Here is a 15,174-nt window from a genome sequence, read left to right as displayed (position 1 = left end):
TGGTATAATTGAACCATGTTTTATTGAAGGAGTAAGTTATGGTAATCGGAAGAAATCGAAATGCCCAATTAATTATTAATGAAGATGCAATATATTCAAATATTAATGCTGAAATTCAACGATTGGACCAGCAAACTGAAATGTTTATGGTTGTAAAAGCGAATGCATACGGTCATGGTGCGGTTCAAGTTGCCAGACTTGCAAAATTAGCAGGAGCTACTGGTTTTTGTGTGGCCATTTTAGACGAAGCAATTCAACTTCGTGAAGCTGGTTTCGTTGATGAGCCGATTTTGGTGTTGGGACTTACCGATATTGAATATTTACCTTTGATTGTTAAGTACAATATTGATGTAACCGTGAGTTCCGTGTCTTGGCTTAAGCAAGCCAATCGAGTTTTTGAAGATTTAAAACTAAAAAATAAAATTAAAATATTTTTAGCGTTAGATACTGGGATGGGACGAATTGGGTTACAAAGTTCTGCTGAAGTTACAGAATTTCTTGATTTTGTTAATCAAAATGCAAACAATTTAATTTTGGATGGCGTGTTTACGCACTTTGCGACAGCTGATGAACATAATCATGATTACTTTGATTTTCAATATCAAAATTTTAAAAATTTAATGCAATGTTTTAAAACTAAGCCACGCTATGTTTCGGTGGCTAATTCAGCGACAAGTTTGTGGCACCAAGTCACCGGAGCAAATATGATTCGCTATGGAGTTGCTGCTTACGGATTGAACCCTTCAGGTCAAGAATTAATTGCTCCAATTAAGTTAAATCCAGCAATGAGTTTGACGACTGAATTGGTTTATGTAAAAAAAGTTAATCCAGGTCGTTCAATTGGTTATGGTGCTACTTATTCGATTGATAAAGCTCAATGGATTGGAACAGTTCCAGTTGGCTATGCAGATGGAATTTGGCGCTCAATGCAAGGATTTAAAGTATTAATTGATGGACAGTTGTGTCCGATTGTTGGTCGAGTTTGTATGGACCAGTTTATGGTTCGCTTGCCTTATGAAATGCAACCTGGAGCTGAAGTAGTTATTGTAGGTAAACAAGGTACACAAACTATTACGTTGCAACAAGTAGCAGATCAGTGCCACACCATTCATTATGAAATTGCCTGTGGTTTTACTGAGAGACTACCAAGGGTCTACAAAACGTTAAGCAAAAGCAATGGGGGAAATAATCATGAAATGTCATTATGATGGTAAATTAACTGATAAAGATTTTGTCCGATTGGCTGCAAAAATTGATGAGCAGCATGCTGCCTTTGTGAATGCTAATTTTGATAAAAATCCCGTAGTTAATCAGATGGTATATGGTTATGATTCGATGAAGAGAATTAGTCAAAAAATTGTAGCTGAATATGCCGAGGCTTCGAAACAAGATTTAACTAAAACTTTAGTAGATATTTATAATCAAGATCCTAAATTTAATTACATGAAAGGAAATCAAAAATGACAGACACCCGAATAAAACGGGGAGATATTTTTTACGCAGACTTATCGCCTGTAATTGGTTCAGAACAAGGTGGTTTGCGTCCCGTCTTAATTGTGCAAAATAATATTGGTAATAAATATAGTCCGACAGTAATTGTTGCTGCAATTACTGCTAAAATAGCAAAACCCAAGATGCCGACTCATGTTGCCATTAAAGCTAGTAATTCTGGAATCGGTAAAGATTCGGTAATTTTATTGGAACAAATTCGAACGATTGATAAACAACGGTTGAAAGATCGGGTTACGTATATCTCTGATACGTTGATGGAAAAAGTCGATAAAGGTTTGGCTTTAAGTGTTGGATTAACAGACTCAATTAATTAAAAAATACATAGAAAAGGAGTGAGATTTCTCACTCCTTTTGCCTTTTCTAGAGCCATAATCTACTGGTTAATTATGTTACAATTAAAATGATTGTTACAATTCGAGTAAGGAGAAATTAAGAATGAAAATGATTGTTGGATTAGGGAACATTGGTAATGAATATGCAGGTACACGACATAATACAGGATTTATGGCGGTTGAAAAATTTGCGGCAGAACACGATATTGAAATTAATAAGCAAAAAATGGATGCAATGTTCGGAACGGGAATGGTCGATGGCGAAAAAGTCATGGTAGTAGAGCCAACCACCTATATGAACGAGTCTGGTCGTGCAGTTCATCCTTTGATGCAATTTTACAAGCTTGACTTAGATGATGTCGTCATTGTGTATGATGATATGGATTTACATGTTGGTCGAATTCGCTTACGTAATCATGGTTCAGCTGGTGGACACAATGGGATTAAAAGTCTTATTGCCCATTTAGGAACTGATCAATTTAATCGAATTAAAATTGGAACGGATCATCCTAAACGCCAAAGTGTGGTTGATTATGTACTTGGTAAATTTACCTTAGAACAACAAGGACCACTTTCTGAAGCACTTGATAAGACGGTGAAAGCACTTGATGAATGGGTAGCCGGAACCGATTTTGCTAAGTTAGAAAATCAATTTAATTAATTAAACCAAATTAAAAAACGATAGGAGGTGTAAATTGATGCAATTAAATGAGTTTTTAAAAGAAGTTCCTCAATATCAAACTATTTTAGATAATTTAGAACCTGATACTAAGCAGTTAGTAACGGGAACTAGTGGAACTGCACAAAAATTAATTTTAAGTGAGGTTTTAAAAGACACCAAAAAGCCGATGATTTTTGTAACTGATACGATGGATCATGCTGATCAGGCTGTCAAAGAGTTTGAAGAAGTTTTGCCAGATCAACAGGTTTATGAATTTCCTGCTGAAGAATTAATTGCAGCTGAAATTGCGACCAGTTCACCCCAATATCGTTCTTCAAGAGTAAAGGCGATGAGTGCTTTACAAAGTGGTAAACCAGTTGTAGTGATTGTTTCAACATCTGGGTTAAAACGATATTTACCAGAACCAGCTACTTTTAAGGCTAGTGCTTTACAAGCAAAAATTGGTAGTGAATTTAACTTTGCTGATTTACAAAAACAGCTAGCCAGTATGGGATACATCAGAAATAATTTAGTTTCAATTCCTGGTGAATTTGCAGTTCGGGGATCAATTATTGATATTTATCCTTTAAATTCCGAATATCCTGTTCGACTTGATTTTTTTGATACCGAAGTTGATTCGATGCGTTATTTTGATGCAGCCACACAACGAAGTATAGAAAATATTCAAGAGTTAACCGTTTTACCAGCCACTGACTTTTTGCCATCAGAGGCAGATCGACAACATGGAATTAAAGAATTAACGAAGCAAATCCAAAAAACTGATAATGAAGAGTTAATTAAAAACATTAATTTAGTAATTAAAGACTTAGGGACTAAAGCTACTGATTCATTGTGGATGCAGTATGCAGAATTTATTTTCCGTAAAGCAACATCAATTTTAGATTATTTAGATCCTCAAGGGGTTGTGGCTTTTGACGACTATGCACGAGTAAGGGATGCTAATAAGCAACTTGAAACTGATGAAAATAATTGGAAAAATTCAGTTATGCAAAATGACCAAATTTTTGAAAAACAAAAATTTAGTTTGAATTTTAAAACGATTATCGAAGAAAATCAACATCCTAAAATGTTATTGTCCTTATTCCAAAAAGGATTAGGACGAATGAAATTAGATGATATTGTAGATATCAAAGTTCGTCCTGTGCAACGTTTCTTTGGGCAAATGCCAATGTTGAAGACGGAAATGGATCGTTATCAACAAGAAAAAGCCACAGTAATCATAATGGTTCCAAATCAAGAAAGAATGCAGAAGGTCACGCAGACTTTGGCTGATTTTGATATGGAAACCATACAAACAAATGTCAATGATATTCAACCACATCGAGTGCAAGTTGTTGAAGGTAATTTTGATTTGGGGTTTGAACTACCAGCCGCTAATTTAGTGGTAATTACTGAAAATGAGTTATTCAAACGGGTTTCTGAACGGAAACAACCTCGTCGAATTCGTCATCAGACCTTTACGAATGCCGAACGAATTAAAAGTTATACGGACTTAAAACCTGGAGATTTTGTGGTTCACGTTAATCATGGGATTGGTCGTTACGATGGCATGAAAACCATGGAAGTTGATGGAAAACATCAAGATTACCTAACGATTACTTTCAAAAATGATGCCCACATTTTCATTCCTGTTACGCAATTAAACTTGATTCAAAAGTATGTGGCTTCTGAAGGAAAACAACCACGTATGAATAAATTAGGTGGTAACGAATGGGCGAAGACTAAAAGTAAGGTTTCGAAAAAAGTTGATGATATGGCCGATGAATTGGTCGAGCTTTATGCGAAACGAGAACACGAAAAAGGTTTCGCTTTTCCATCAGATGATGATTATCAAGTAGAATTTGATAATGACTTTCCTTACACACCAACTCCCGATCAAGTTCGAAGTGCGGATGAAATCAAACATGATATGGAACAGCCACATCCTATGGATCGCCTACTAGTTGGTGATGTTGGCTATGGTAAGACTGAAGTTGCAATGCGAGCTGCCTTCAAAGCAGTTGAAGCTGGCAAACAGGTGGCATTTTTAGTACCAACGACGGTACTTGCTCAACAACACTATGAGACGTTAGTGAAAAGATTTGCTAATTTTCCCGTTAGTGTAGGAGTTCTATCAAGGTTTAATAGTGCCAAACAAACCAAACAAGATTTGGCTGATTTAAAAGATGGAAAGTTAGATATTGTGGTGGGAACTCATCGATTGCTTTCAAAAGACGTTGTGTTTAAAGATTTAGGGTTATTAATTGTTGATGAAGAGCAACGTTTTGGGGTAAAAGCTAAAGAAAAAATCAAGGAATTACGGTCTAATGTGGACGTGTTAACTTTGACAGCTACTCCAATTCCGAGAACTTTAAATATGTCGATGATGGGGGTTCGTGACCTTTCGGTAATCGAAACAGCTCCTGCTAATCGATATCCAATTCAAACCTATGTAATTGAACAAAATGACGCCACGATTGTGGATGGAATTCGTCGAGAAATGCAACGGGGCGGACAAGTCTTTTATTTACACAATCGGGTTAAAGATATTGAACAAGTAGTTGGAAAATTAGAAAATCTACTTCCGGATGCACGCATTGCCTACATTCATGGACAACAAACAGAAACTCAAATGGAACGCGTGCTCTATGATTTTGTTAATGGTGATTACGATGTTTTAGTTACAACTACCATCATTGAAACCGGAATTGATATACCAAACGTTAATACGCTTTTTGTCGAAAATGCTGATCGAATGGGGCTTTCGCAGTTGTATCAAATTCGTGGTAGAATCGGACGAAGTAATCGAGTTGGGCAAGCATACTTTATGTACCAACCTAATAAAGTTTTGACGGAAGCAGGTGAAAGTCGGTTAGAAGCTATTAAGGACTTTACTGAGCTTGGATCAGGTTTTAAAATTGCCATGCGAGATCTTTCAATTCGGGGAGCAGGAAACGTATTGGGAAGTCAGCAACATGGATTTATTGATTCAGTTGGTTATGACATGTACACTAAGATGCTTTCTGATGCTGTGGCACAAAAACAAGGGAAGAAACGTAAAATTGATAAAACTAATTCTGCGGTTGAATTGGGAATTGAAGCTTATCTTCCTTCTGATTATATTGAAGATCAGCAACAAAAAATTGAACTTTACAAACGAATTCGCCAAATGGATAGTACTGAACAATTTACTGAATTACAAAGTGATTTAATTGATCGTTTTGGAGAATATCCAGCAGCGGTTGCTAATTTACTAGATGTTGATTTAATTAAAATGTTAGCAGACTTTGATTTAGTTGATAAAATCAGAAAAGATAAGCAAACAATTGTAGTAACTTTCAGTACATTAGGAACAAAATTCTATTCTAGTAAAGAAATTTTACAAGCAATTGCCAGTACTGAATTTCGTTCAACCGTTAAGATGATTGATGGACGTTACCAGATTCGCCTAATTGTGCAACCAACGATGGAAGTCATTGATTGGCTAACTAACTTAAAACAGTTTGTCCAAGAATTAGAAAAAATTAGAAATGAACATGAGATGCAAGACGAAAAAGAATAGGATAATTAAATGAGAATTGATAAATTTTTAAAGATTTCCCGAATTATCAAACGACGTCCGGTTGCCAAAAAAATTAGTGACCAAGGTCGAGTTTTTGTGAATGGAAGAGAAGCCAAGTCAGCTACTAAGGTTGGAGTTGGTGATGAAATTCTCATTAAGTTTGGGAACAAAGAACTTACAGTACGAGTTGAACAAATTTTACAAACTACTAAAAAATCTGACTCAGATCAAATGTACACGGTTTTAAATGAAAAATATATCCGCGATTATGATAAAGAATCAGAAGAGTTATTGTAAAATACAAATTGTTGATGTATCATGATTGAAAGAACAAAATTAAGGCTGATTAGGTTGGAGGAATAAAGTTGGGCAAACGGCAAAGCAATGTAGCTCAAATACACGCTAATATTGGAAAACCCAAACAATCAAAACAGTTAATGTCAACTCGTCGAAAAAAGCGAGCTTTGATGATTTCTGGAGTTATTGCAGTTGTAACTTTTTGCTTAGGTTTTCAACTTTATGGAGCAAAGGCTAATCTTAATCAAGTTAATGGACAAATCCATTATGAAAAAATCAATCTAAAAAAACAAAAAACTAAAGCAGCTGAGTTAAAACAAAAAAATAAATTACTTAAAAATGAAGATTATGTAAAAGATTTAGCACATACCAAGTACGGATATTCGCAAAAAGGTGAAACAAATTATCATTTGAGTAGTAGTAAATAAGAAAAATGGGAGTTCTTACGAACTTCCATTTTTAGTTATGTTATAATTAGAACCAATATTATTTAGGAGGAACAGCTTTTGACACTCAAAGTTGGTGAAATTGTTACTGGAAAAGTTTCTGGGATAACAGGATTTGGTGCATTTATTGATCTTGGTGACCATAAAAACGGATTAGTACATATTAGTGAAGTTTCAGATGGCTTCATCAAAGATATTCATGACGTTTTAAACGTTGGTGATGATGTTAAAGTTAAAGTGATGAAAATTGGTGATGATGGTAAAATTGGCTTATCAATTAGAGCAGCCAGTGATAAACCGCAAGCAGATGCCAAATCGCATCATATGCATAAATCACAAAGTAATTCACACCGCCCACGTTCCTCACAACCTAAACATGAAAATAAACCAGAAAAATTTGATGATTTACTTTCTAATTTTTTGAAACAATCAGAAAGTCGCTTGTCAGATATTAAAAAGAATACTGAAGGTAAACGCGGAGGTCGTGGAGGTCGTCGCAGTTAATAATGAACTGAGCATTTAGGTGCTCAGTTTTTTGTTAGGGGGAGTTTTAGTGAAGTTACAAAGTCAATTCAATCTTCAAGTCGCCCAATCAAATTGGTGGAAATCAAATGAACCCATCGTAATTGCAGTCTCGACCGGAGTTGATTCGATGGTACTTTTGCATTTAATTCAACAGTTAAAGCAATACCATCCCCAAATAACTGTTGCTCACGTTAATCATCAATTAAGGAAACAAAGTGAAGATGAAGAACAATATTTAAGAGATTACTGCAATGAACACCAGCTACAGTTGGTGGTTAAACGTTGGGAACATGGTAAAATATCGAGCGGGATGGAAGCTCAAGCCCGTAAATTTCGCTATCAATTTTTTAAAGAGGTTATGCAAAAGACAGGTTCTAAAGTTTTAGTGACCGCTCATCAACAAAACGATCAAGCAGAAACCGTTTTAATGAAATTAGTTCGGTCTGGAAATTTGAAAGAAGTTGCTGGAATTAAACCAGTTCGTAAGTTTGCTGGTGGAAAATTAATTAGACCATTATTAAAAGTTTGTCGTTCAGAAATTGAATCGTATGCGATTACGAATCAAATCCATTGGTTTGAAGACGAAACCAACCACGATGATGAAGTTCAAAGGAATCGGATTCGTCATCATGTGCTTCCTAATTTAGTTGAAGAAAATAAAAATGTGGTTGATCATTTGGCAACCTTTGCAGATGATTTACAAAAGCAAAATGATTTAGTTGCAAAATTATTGGATTCCTATCTTAATAATCTTGATTCATTTAAACAAACTTCAAATAGTATTGAAGTTAATTATGATGATATTTCTAATATGATTGAGCCCGCTTTACAGCAAATGATGCAGCGATTAATGCCAGTGAGTTTAACCAAAACTCAACTATTTGAAGTTGTTCAACTTTTACAAAATCAAAGAAAACCACAAGGTAAAATCCAATTAGGCAATGGTTTTGAATTGCAAAAGGTTTATCAAAAAGTAAAAATCAAGAAAATTAAAAGTGAAAATAAAACTTTTCGTGAAAAAACTGGTTTTATGGTAGTATTAAATCATTGGTATGATTTGCCTAGTGGCAAGTCAGTGGCTATTTTCAATTCTGAAAAGGTTCCTAATGGAAACTACCTACGCCAAAGTTATTTTTGGTTAAATGACTCTCAATTTCCCCTTCAGATTCGACCAAGTGAAATACATGATCGAGTTAAATTGAAGGGTGGAGGACATAAACAATTACGGCGAATTTTGATTGATCATAAAGTTAATAATGAAGAACGTAAATTAATGTTTTCTCTAGTTGATTGTCATAATGAGGTTCTTTCAATCTTAGGAATCCAGGAAAGTAGCACGAATAAATCAGTGCAAACAAATTTATACGTATTATTAGTTAAATAAGGAGATTATTAATGAACGACGATATCCAAAAGGTACTTTATAGTGAAGCAAAAATTCAAGATACTTGTGTTGAATTAGGAAAGCAACTCACTAAAGATTATCAAGGTAAGACCCCATTAGTTGTTTGTGTTTTGAAAGGTGCAGTTCCTTTTATGGCAGATGTCATTAAACGAATGAACATTTATATGGATCTTGATTTTATTGATGTTTCTAGTTACAAAGGCGGAACTGTCTCTACCGGTGAAGTTGAATTAGTAAAAGACCTTGATTCTGACGTTAAGGATCGCGATGTTCTTTTTATTGAGGATATTATTGATACTGGTCGTACTTTAGATTATCTTAAAAAATTACTTAAAAATCGTGGTGCAAAATCTGTTAAGGTTTGTACTCTGATGGATAAGCCAGAGGCTCGTAAAGTAGATACTGTTCAAGCTGATTACGTTGGTTTTGATGTTCCTAATGAATTTTTAGTTGGGTACGGGTTGGACTATCAAGGTAAATATCGCAATCTTCCATATGTTGGAGTTTTAAAACCGGAAGTTTACAAGGCTTAATAATCGTTTCAATTCATTAAAAGTGATAATATTTGTTTGTTAAGCAATAAAATTATGGAGGACACAAATGAAAAATAATAAAAATGGACTTTTTAAAAGTAGTCTGTTTTATATCATCGTCTTTGTGTTAGCAATGGGAGTTATTCTTTTTGCAACTGGTGGTGGAACTGGTGGCAGTTCCGCTCAAAGTCAAAAGATTCAATCAAGTCAATTTACTAATGATTTAAAAGATAATAAAATCAAAAGTTTTGCGATTGAATCAAGTGACGGTGTATATAAAGTAACTGGAGAATACCGAACTCCACAAAAAGTAAAACAAGATAATGGCATGTCTTTTAACGTTAGTTCAAAAGGGATTGTCAAAGCACCAAAGGAAACTACTAAAACTAGTAAGTTTACAACGAATGTCGTAAAAACTGATTCTTCGATTAAAGAAATTAATGCTTTGGCAAAGAATCATAATGTTAAGACAACCGCTAAACAAACCCAATCAAATGGATTTTGGTTAAACTTACTTGTTTCAATTCTTCCATTAATTATCTTTATTTACTTGTTTTACATGATGATGAAACAAGCTGGTGGTGCAGGTGGTCCTGGCGGAGTTATGAAAGTTGGGAAAAGCCAAGCAAAACCAGTTAAAAGTAAAGTTCGTTTCAATGATGTTGCGGGTGAAGATGAAGAAAAACAAGAATTAGTTGAAGTCGTTGAATTTTTGAAGGATCCAAAGAAATTCACTAAATTAGGAGCTGAAATTCCTAAAGGTGTACTTTTAGAGGGACCTCCTGGTACTGGTAAAACTTTACTTGCAAAAGCAGTTGCTGGTGAAGCCGGAGTTCCATTCTTCTCACTATCAGGTTCAGATTTCGTTGAAATGTTTGTTGGAGTTGGAGCAAGTCGTGTTCGTGACTTATTTGCTCAAGCTAAGAAAAATGCTCCTGCTATCATTTTCATTGATGAAATTGATGCTGTTGGTCGGAAACGTGGTTCTGGTATGGGTGGTGGACACGATGAACGTGAACAAACCCTTAACCAATTGTTAGTTGAAATGGATGGTTTCTCTGGTAATGCTGGAGTAATCGTGATTGCTGCGACAAACCGTGCTGATGTTCTTGATCCCGCTTTAACTCGTCCTGGTCGTTTTGACCGGAAAATTTTGGTTGGTCAACCAGATGTTCGTGGTCGTGAAGCAATTCTTAAAGTTCATTCTAAAGACAAACCAATGGGTCCTGATGTTGACTTGAAAGAAATTGCCAAGCAAACACCTGGCTTTGTGGGTGCTGACTTAGCTAATTTACTTAATGAAGCTGCTCTATTAGCTGCTCGTCGTGATGGTAAATTTATTACGGCCGCTGATATGGATGAAGCAGAAGATCGAGTAATTGCAGGTCCTGCTAAACGTAATCGTGTGATTAGTAAGCATGAACGTGAAGTTGTTGCTAACCATGAAGCTGGTCACACAATTGTGGGATTAGTTTTGAATGATGCTCGAGTAGTTCACAAGGTTACTATTGTTCCTCGTGGACGTGCTGGCGGATATGCAATTGTGCTTCCTAAAGAAGATCAACAATTACTATCTAAGAAAGATGCCCTTGAACAAATTGCTGGGATGATGGGTGGTCGAAGTGCTGAAGAAATTGTCTTTAATTCAGAATCTTCTGGTGCATCTAATGATTTCCAACAGGCGACTCAAATTGCACGGGCAATGGTTACCCAATATGGGATGACCGATGAACTTGGAACAGTTGCTTTGGAAGATCCAAATACTGATCCATATGCTGCTCCTAAGTATTCTCAAGATACAGCAGCCAAAATTGATGCCCAAGTCAAACGTTTTACTGACGAAGGTCATAAAAAGGCTCGCGAAATTATTGAAGAACATCGGGCTCAACATAAATTAATTGCGGACGCATTGCTCAAGTATGAAACTCTAGATGAAAAACAAATTCTAAGTTTATACAATACTGGTAAAATGCCAGAAGAACAAGACGAAAAACCTGCTAATGAAGAAGAGACTTTTGATGAAGCAAAGAAAATCGCTGAAACAAAAGATAGTGAACAAGACGAAAAACTTGAAAATAAAATCAAGGATGATGAACACAAAAATCCAAAAGATTAAATAACGAAGAAGAACGTGAGCAGAATTGCTAGCGTTCTTTTCGAATTTAAGGAGAAATTAAAATGAAAGAAAATGATGTATTGGTAAAAGCCCTTACGAAAGATCAAAACTTTCGAGTTTATGCCATTAACGCTACTGGGGTAGTGGATTACGCTCAAAAAAATCATGATTTATGGAGTACTTCAGCTGCTGCATTGGGAAGAACATTAGTAGCAACGTTATTACTATCTAATTCAGCTCTTAAAGGTAAAGAAACGATGACGGTGCGTTTGAATGGTCAAGGACCAGTTGGTTTTATGGTAATTGATGCTGATGCGAACGGACACATTAAGGGTTATATTCAAAATCCCCATATCAACTTACATTTGACGAAAGAAGGAAATGTTGACGTTGCTCAAGGAGTTGGTACTAATGGATTCTTAGAAGTTTTGAAGAATCAAGGTGGCAAAGAACCTTATACCAGCAGTGTTCCTTTAGCCAGCGGTAAAATTGGTGATGATTTTACTTATTATTTAGCGATGTCTGAACAAATTCCTTCAGTAGTTGGTGTCTCCGTTGATATCAATGGAGAAAATAAGATCCAAGTTGCTGGTGGTTTCCTAATTCAAACAATGCCAGGTGCTGACGATGATGCAATTACAAAATTAGAAAAGAAATTAAAAGAAATTCCAAGTATTCCAACTATGCTAGCAGAAGATCCTAATCCAGAGCATATTTTAGATGTCTTATTTGGTAAAGATAATTTGGACATTGTGCAACATCTTCCTGTATCATTTGAATGTAATTGTTCTAAGGAAAAGTTTGCCAAAGATATTGCAGGAATTGGTAAAAAAGATCTCCAACAATTAATTGACGAAGATCATGGTGCTGAAATTGTATGTAATTTCTGTGGAAAGAAGTATAATTTTTCAGAAGATGATTTAATTAAAATGATGAATGAAAAGGAAAAAGAGTAATGAGTAAAGATAGATCGTGGAAACTAGGCAATCTTAAAATTGATAATCCATTAGTAGTTGCTCCCATGGCAGGTGTTACTAATTCTGCTTTCCGTTTGATTTGTAAAAAATTCGGGGCCGGATTAGTTGTTTGTGAAATGATTTCTGACCGTGGAATTATGTATAACAACAAAAAAACTTTAGACATGGTAAACGTTGAAGCAACTGAGCACCCAATGAGTATTCAAATCTTTGGTGGAAATAAAGATACTTTAGTTAATGCAGCCAAATTTATTGACCAGAAAACTGAAGCAGATGTGATTGACATCAACATGGGTTGTCCCGTTAACAAAGTAATTAAATGTGAAGCAGGAGCTCGTTGGTTATTAAATCCTGATAAAGTTTATGAAATGGTTTCTGCAGTAACAGCTGCAGTTGAAAAGCCAGTAACAGTTAAAATGAGAACTGGATGGGACGACAAACATTTGTACGCTGTTAAGAATGCCCTAGCAGCTGAGAAGGCTGGTGCTGCAGCAGTTGCTATGCACGGGAGAACCCGTGAACAAATGTACATGGGTAATGCTAACTGGGAAATTTTGAAAGAAGTTTCTGATGCTTTGACAATTCCCTTTATTGGGAACGGAGATGTAACATCTCCACAAATGGCAAAACAAATGCTTGATGAAGTCGGTGCTACTGCTGTTATGATGGGACGTGCTGTTGAAGGAAATCCTTGGATTTTAAAGCAAACTAACCATTACCTTGAAACTGGAGAAGTATTACCAACTCCAGATATTGAAGACCAAATGCAAATTGCTAAAGAACATTTGCATGGATTAGTTGAACTAAAAGGTGATTATGTTGGTGTTCATCAATTTAGGGGACAGGCAGCTTATTATCTTAAGGGATATTCACATTCAGCTCGTGCCAAAGTTGCAATCACAAGTGCAGATACTGAAGCTGAAATGTTTAAAATTATGGATGATTTTGTAGCACAAACTAAAGATCGTGAGAAAAAACGTGCTGCGAGAGCGCATGAAAGAGTTTAGTTATGTTAAAATTAAACTAATTATTAAGTAGTTTGGAGGAATTATAGTGGCTCAAGATCCTAAGCAAAAAAGAAAACAAGAAAGACAAATGAATGATCAAATGCGAGTTCGTCATGAAAAAATGGATGAATTACGTGAAGAGGGTATTGATCCTTTTGGTCATGAGTTCAAACCAACCGCTTTAGCAAAAGACTTAACCGAAGAATATGACAAATATTCAAAAGAAGAATTAGAAGAAAAAGACGTTACTGTGACTATTGCAGGACGGATGGTTGCTAAGCGTGGTAGTGGTAAAGTTGGATTTGCTGATATTCTTGATCGTTCTGGAAGAATGCAAATCTATATTCGTAAGGATGTTGTTGGTGAAGAAAAATACCATATCTTTAAACGTTCTGATATTGGTGACTTCTTAGGTTTTACTGGAGAAGTAATTAAGACTGACATGGGTCAATTAACTGTTAGAGTTACGGACGTGACATTCTTATCAAAAGCACTTCGTCCACTACCTGATAAATTCCATGGTTTACAAAATAAAGAACAAAAATACCGTCAACGTTATCTTGATTTAATTTCTAACCGCGAGAGTTTTGATCGTTTTCAAAATCGTGCCAAAATTATCAGTGCAATTAGAAACTTCTTAGATAACGAGATGGACTTTACTGAAGTAGAGACACCTGTATTACATGCTTCTGCTGGTGGAGCTTCAGCTCGTCCATTTATTACTCATCATAACGCTTTAGATATTCAATTATATCTTCGGATTGCACTCGAACTTCACCTTAAACGTTTAATCGTTGGGGGAATGGGACGAGTATACGAAATAGGCCGTGTTTTCAGAAATGAAGGAATGGATAAAGAGCATAACCCAGAATTTACTGAATTAGAAAGTTATGCTGCTTATTTTGATTTCAAAGATGTAATGGATGAAACTGAAGGAATTTTCCGTGCAGCCGCTAAGGTTGTTACAGATGATGGTAAAGTTACCTATCAAGGGAATGAAATTGATTTAGATAAGCCATTTAAGCGAGTTCATATGGTCGATGCTATTAAAGAAGTTACTGGTGTTGATTTTTGGCCAGAAATGACTATTGATGAAGCTCGTAAATTAGCTGATGAACATCACGTTAAATATGAATCATACTGGAAGGTTGGACACATCATTAATGAATTCTTTGAAGAATTCGTTGAATCAACCATTGTTGATCCTACATTTGTTTATGGACATCCAATTGAAATTTCTCCATTAGCTAAGAAAAATGCTGATGATCCTCGTTTCACTGATCGTTTTGAACTTTATATTCTTGGAAATGAATATGCTAATGCTTTTTCTGAATTAAATGATCCAATTGATCAAAGACAACGTTTTGAAGCACAAGTTGCAGAACGTGAGGCTGGAAATGATGAAGCTCAAGGTATTGACGAAGATTTCATTAAAGCTTTGGAATATGGAATGCCACCTACTGGAGGTTTAGGAATTGGAATTGATCGTTTAGTAATGCTCTTAACTGATGCACCTTCTATTCGAGATGTTCTCTTATTCCCAACCATGCGTCCGGAAGAAGATCAAGATTAATAAATTAAGTAAGTGATTGAATTCAATTGAATTCAATCACTTTTTTATTATAAAAAGTTCAAATTATTGTTGACAACAATTTGGTAAGAGGGTAATATTTATATAGTTGTGAGAGAGTATTACTATTTTTATTTAAATGTTAAAAAATACATTTTATTTATTGACATTTATGGTATAACCATGTAATATAGTTAATGCACTGTTACAGGTGCTTGAGTAGATCTTTGA

The 15,174-nt window shown here is 35.4% G+C and carries 14 protein-coding genes; all 14 read left to right on the top strand.

The window, feature by feature from the left end:
- The first annotated feature begins 38 nt into the window (after positions 1-38).
- The 14 genes from alr (at position 39) to lysS (ending at position 14,946) form a co-directional block, all read left to right on the top strand.
- Entirely contained in the window at positions 39-1,208 is a 1,170-nt protein-coding gene (alr, locus tag FD36_RS03390) for an alanine racemase (RefSeq protein ID WP_056957979.1), read from the top strand.
- A complete protein-coding gene (locus tag FD36_RS03385) occupies positions 1,192-1,464 on the top strand; it encodes a hypothetical protein (protein ID WP_056957977.1) in 273 nt (90 codons plus the stop codon). Before alr ends, FD36_RS03385 begins: the two co-directional genes overlap by 17 nt.
- The gene (locus FD36_RS03380; protein ID WP_056957976.1) at positions 1,461-1,826 is read left to right on the top strand and encodes a type II toxin-antitoxin system PemK/MazF family toxin; all 366 of its coding nucleotides are present in this window, start codon (positions 1,461-1,463) and stop codon (positions 1,824-1,826) included. The genes FD36_RS03385 and FD36_RS03380 overlap by 4 nt, the downstream gene beginning before the upstream one ends.
- Before the next feature lie 121 nt (positions 1,827-1,947).
- Positions 1,948-2,505, top strand: coding sequence for an aminoacyl-tRNA hydrolase (pth, locus tag FD36_RS03375; RefSeq protein ID WP_056957973.1), 558 nt, complete (start codon positions 1,948-1,950; stop codon positions 2,503-2,505).
- 37 nt (positions 2,506-2,542) lie between these two features.
- Positions 2,543-6,067, top strand: coding sequence for a transcription-repair coupling factor (gene mfd / locus FD36_RS03370; RefSeq protein ID WP_056957971.1), 3,525 nt, complete (start codon positions 2,543-2,545; stop codon positions 6,065-6,067).
- A 9-nt stretch (positions 6,068-6,076) separates the two neighbouring features.
- Entirely contained in the window at positions 6,077-6,364 is a 288-nt protein-coding gene (locus FD36_RS03365) for an RNA-binding S4 domain-containing protein (RefSeq protein WP_014081732.1), read from the top strand.
- A 68-nt stretch (positions 6,365-6,432) separates the two neighbouring features.
- Complete coding sequence (locus FD36_RS03360; RefSeq protein ID WP_056957970.1) at positions 6,433-6,792, top strand: FtsB family cell division protein; 360 nt, start codon at positions 6,433-6,435, stop codon at positions 6,790-6,792.
- A gap of 78 nt (positions 6,793-6,870) precedes the next feature.
- Positions 6,871-7,314 (top strand): S1 domain-containing RNA-binding protein, encoded by a 444-nt coding sequence (locus FD36_RS03355; protein ID WP_056957968.1) that lies wholly within the window; start codon positions 6,871-6,873, stop codon positions 7,312-7,314.
- Between the two features lie 49 nt (positions 7,315-7,363).
- A complete protein-coding gene (gene tilS / locus FD36_RS03350) occupies positions 7,364-8,719 on the top strand; it encodes a tRNA lysidine(34) synthetase TilS (protein WP_056957967.1) in 1,356 nt (451 codons plus the stop codon).
- Between the two features lie 11 nt (positions 8,720-8,730).
- A complete protein-coding gene (gene hpt, locus FD36_RS03345) occupies positions 8,731-9,273 on the top strand; it encodes a hypoxanthine phosphoribosyltransferase (RefSeq protein ID WP_056957965.1) in 543 nt (180 codons plus the stop codon).
- 67 nt (positions 9,274-9,340) lie between these two features.
- Positions 9,341-11,389: an ATP-dependent zinc metalloprotease FtsH gene (ftsH, locus tag FD36_RS03340; RefSeq protein WP_056957963.1), complete on the top strand. Its 2,049-nt coding sequence runs from the start codon at positions 9,341-9,343 to the stop codon at positions 11,387-11,389.
- A 62-nt stretch (positions 11,390-11,451) separates the two neighbouring features.
- Positions 11,452-12,345: an Hsp33 family molecular chaperone HslO gene (gene hslO / locus FD36_RS03335; RefSeq protein ID WP_056957960.1), complete on the top strand. Its 894-nt coding sequence runs from the start codon at positions 11,452-11,454 to the stop codon at positions 12,343-12,345.
- Positions 12,345-13,373: a tRNA dihydrouridine synthase DusB gene (dusB, locus tag FD36_RS03330; protein ID WP_056957958.1), complete on the top strand. Its 1,029-nt coding sequence runs from the start codon at positions 12,345-12,347 to the stop codon at positions 13,371-13,373. The genes hslO and dusB overlap by 1 nt, the downstream gene beginning before the upstream one ends.
- Positions 13,374-13,461: 88 nt before the next feature.
- A complete protein-coding gene (gene lysS, locus FD36_RS03325) occupies positions 13,462-14,946 on the top strand; it encodes a lysine--tRNA ligase (RefSeq protein WP_056958027.1) in 1,485 nt (494 codons plus the stop codon).
- Positions 14,947-15,174 lie beyond the last annotated feature (228 nt).

Origin of the sequence: Fructilactobacillus sanfranciscensis DSM 20451 (genome assembly GCF_001436035.1) — a bacterium.
GTDB lineage: Bacteria > Bacillota > Bacilli > Lactobacillales > Lactobacillaceae > Fructilactobacillus > Fructilactobacillus sanfranciscensis.
This window is presented reverse-complemented; position numbering and strand designations above follow the sequence as displayed.

Bases quoted from the DNA above. Each gene is read 5' to 3' on its own strand.
- alr (WP_056957979.1), top strand. From the start codon at position 39: ATGGTAATCGGAAGAAATCGAAATGCCCAATTAATTATTAATGAAGAT.
- ftsH (WP_056957963.1), top strand. From the start codon at position 9,341: ATGAAAAATAATAAAAATGGACTTTTTAAAAGTAGTCTGTTTTATATC.
- FD36_RS03365 (WP_014081732.1), top strand. From the start codon at position 6,077: ATGAGAATTGATAAATTTTTAAAGATTTCCCGAATTATCAAACGACGT.
- FD36_RS03380 (WP_056957976.1), top strand. From the start codon at position 1,461: ATGACAGACACCCGAATAAAACGGGGAGATATTTTTTACGCAGACTTA.
- hpt (WP_056957965.1), top strand. From the start codon at position 8,731: ATGAACGACGATATCCAAAAGGTACTTTATAGTGAAGCAAAAATTCAA.
- mfd (WP_056957971.1), top strand. From the start codon at position 2,543: ATGCAATTAAATGAGTTTTTAAAAGAAGTTCCTCAATATCAAACTATT.
- lysS (WP_056958027.1), top strand. From the start codon at position 13,462: ATGAATGATCAAATGCGAGTTCGTCATGAAAAAATGGATGAATTACGT.
- FD36_RS03385 (WP_056957977.1), top strand. From the start codon at position 1,192: ATGAAATGTCATTATGATGGTAAATTAACTGATAAAGATTTTGTCCGA.
- pth (WP_056957973.1), top strand. From the start codon at position 1,948: ATGAAAATGATTGTTGGATTAGGGAACATTGGTAATGAATATGCAGGT.
- hslO (WP_056957960.1), top strand. From the start codon at position 11,452: ATGAAAGAAAATGATGTATTGGTAAAAGCCCTTACGAAAGATCAAAAC.
- dusB (WP_056957958.1), top strand. From the start codon at position 12,345: ATGAGTAAAGATAGATCGTGGAAACTAGGCAATCTTAAAATTGATAAT.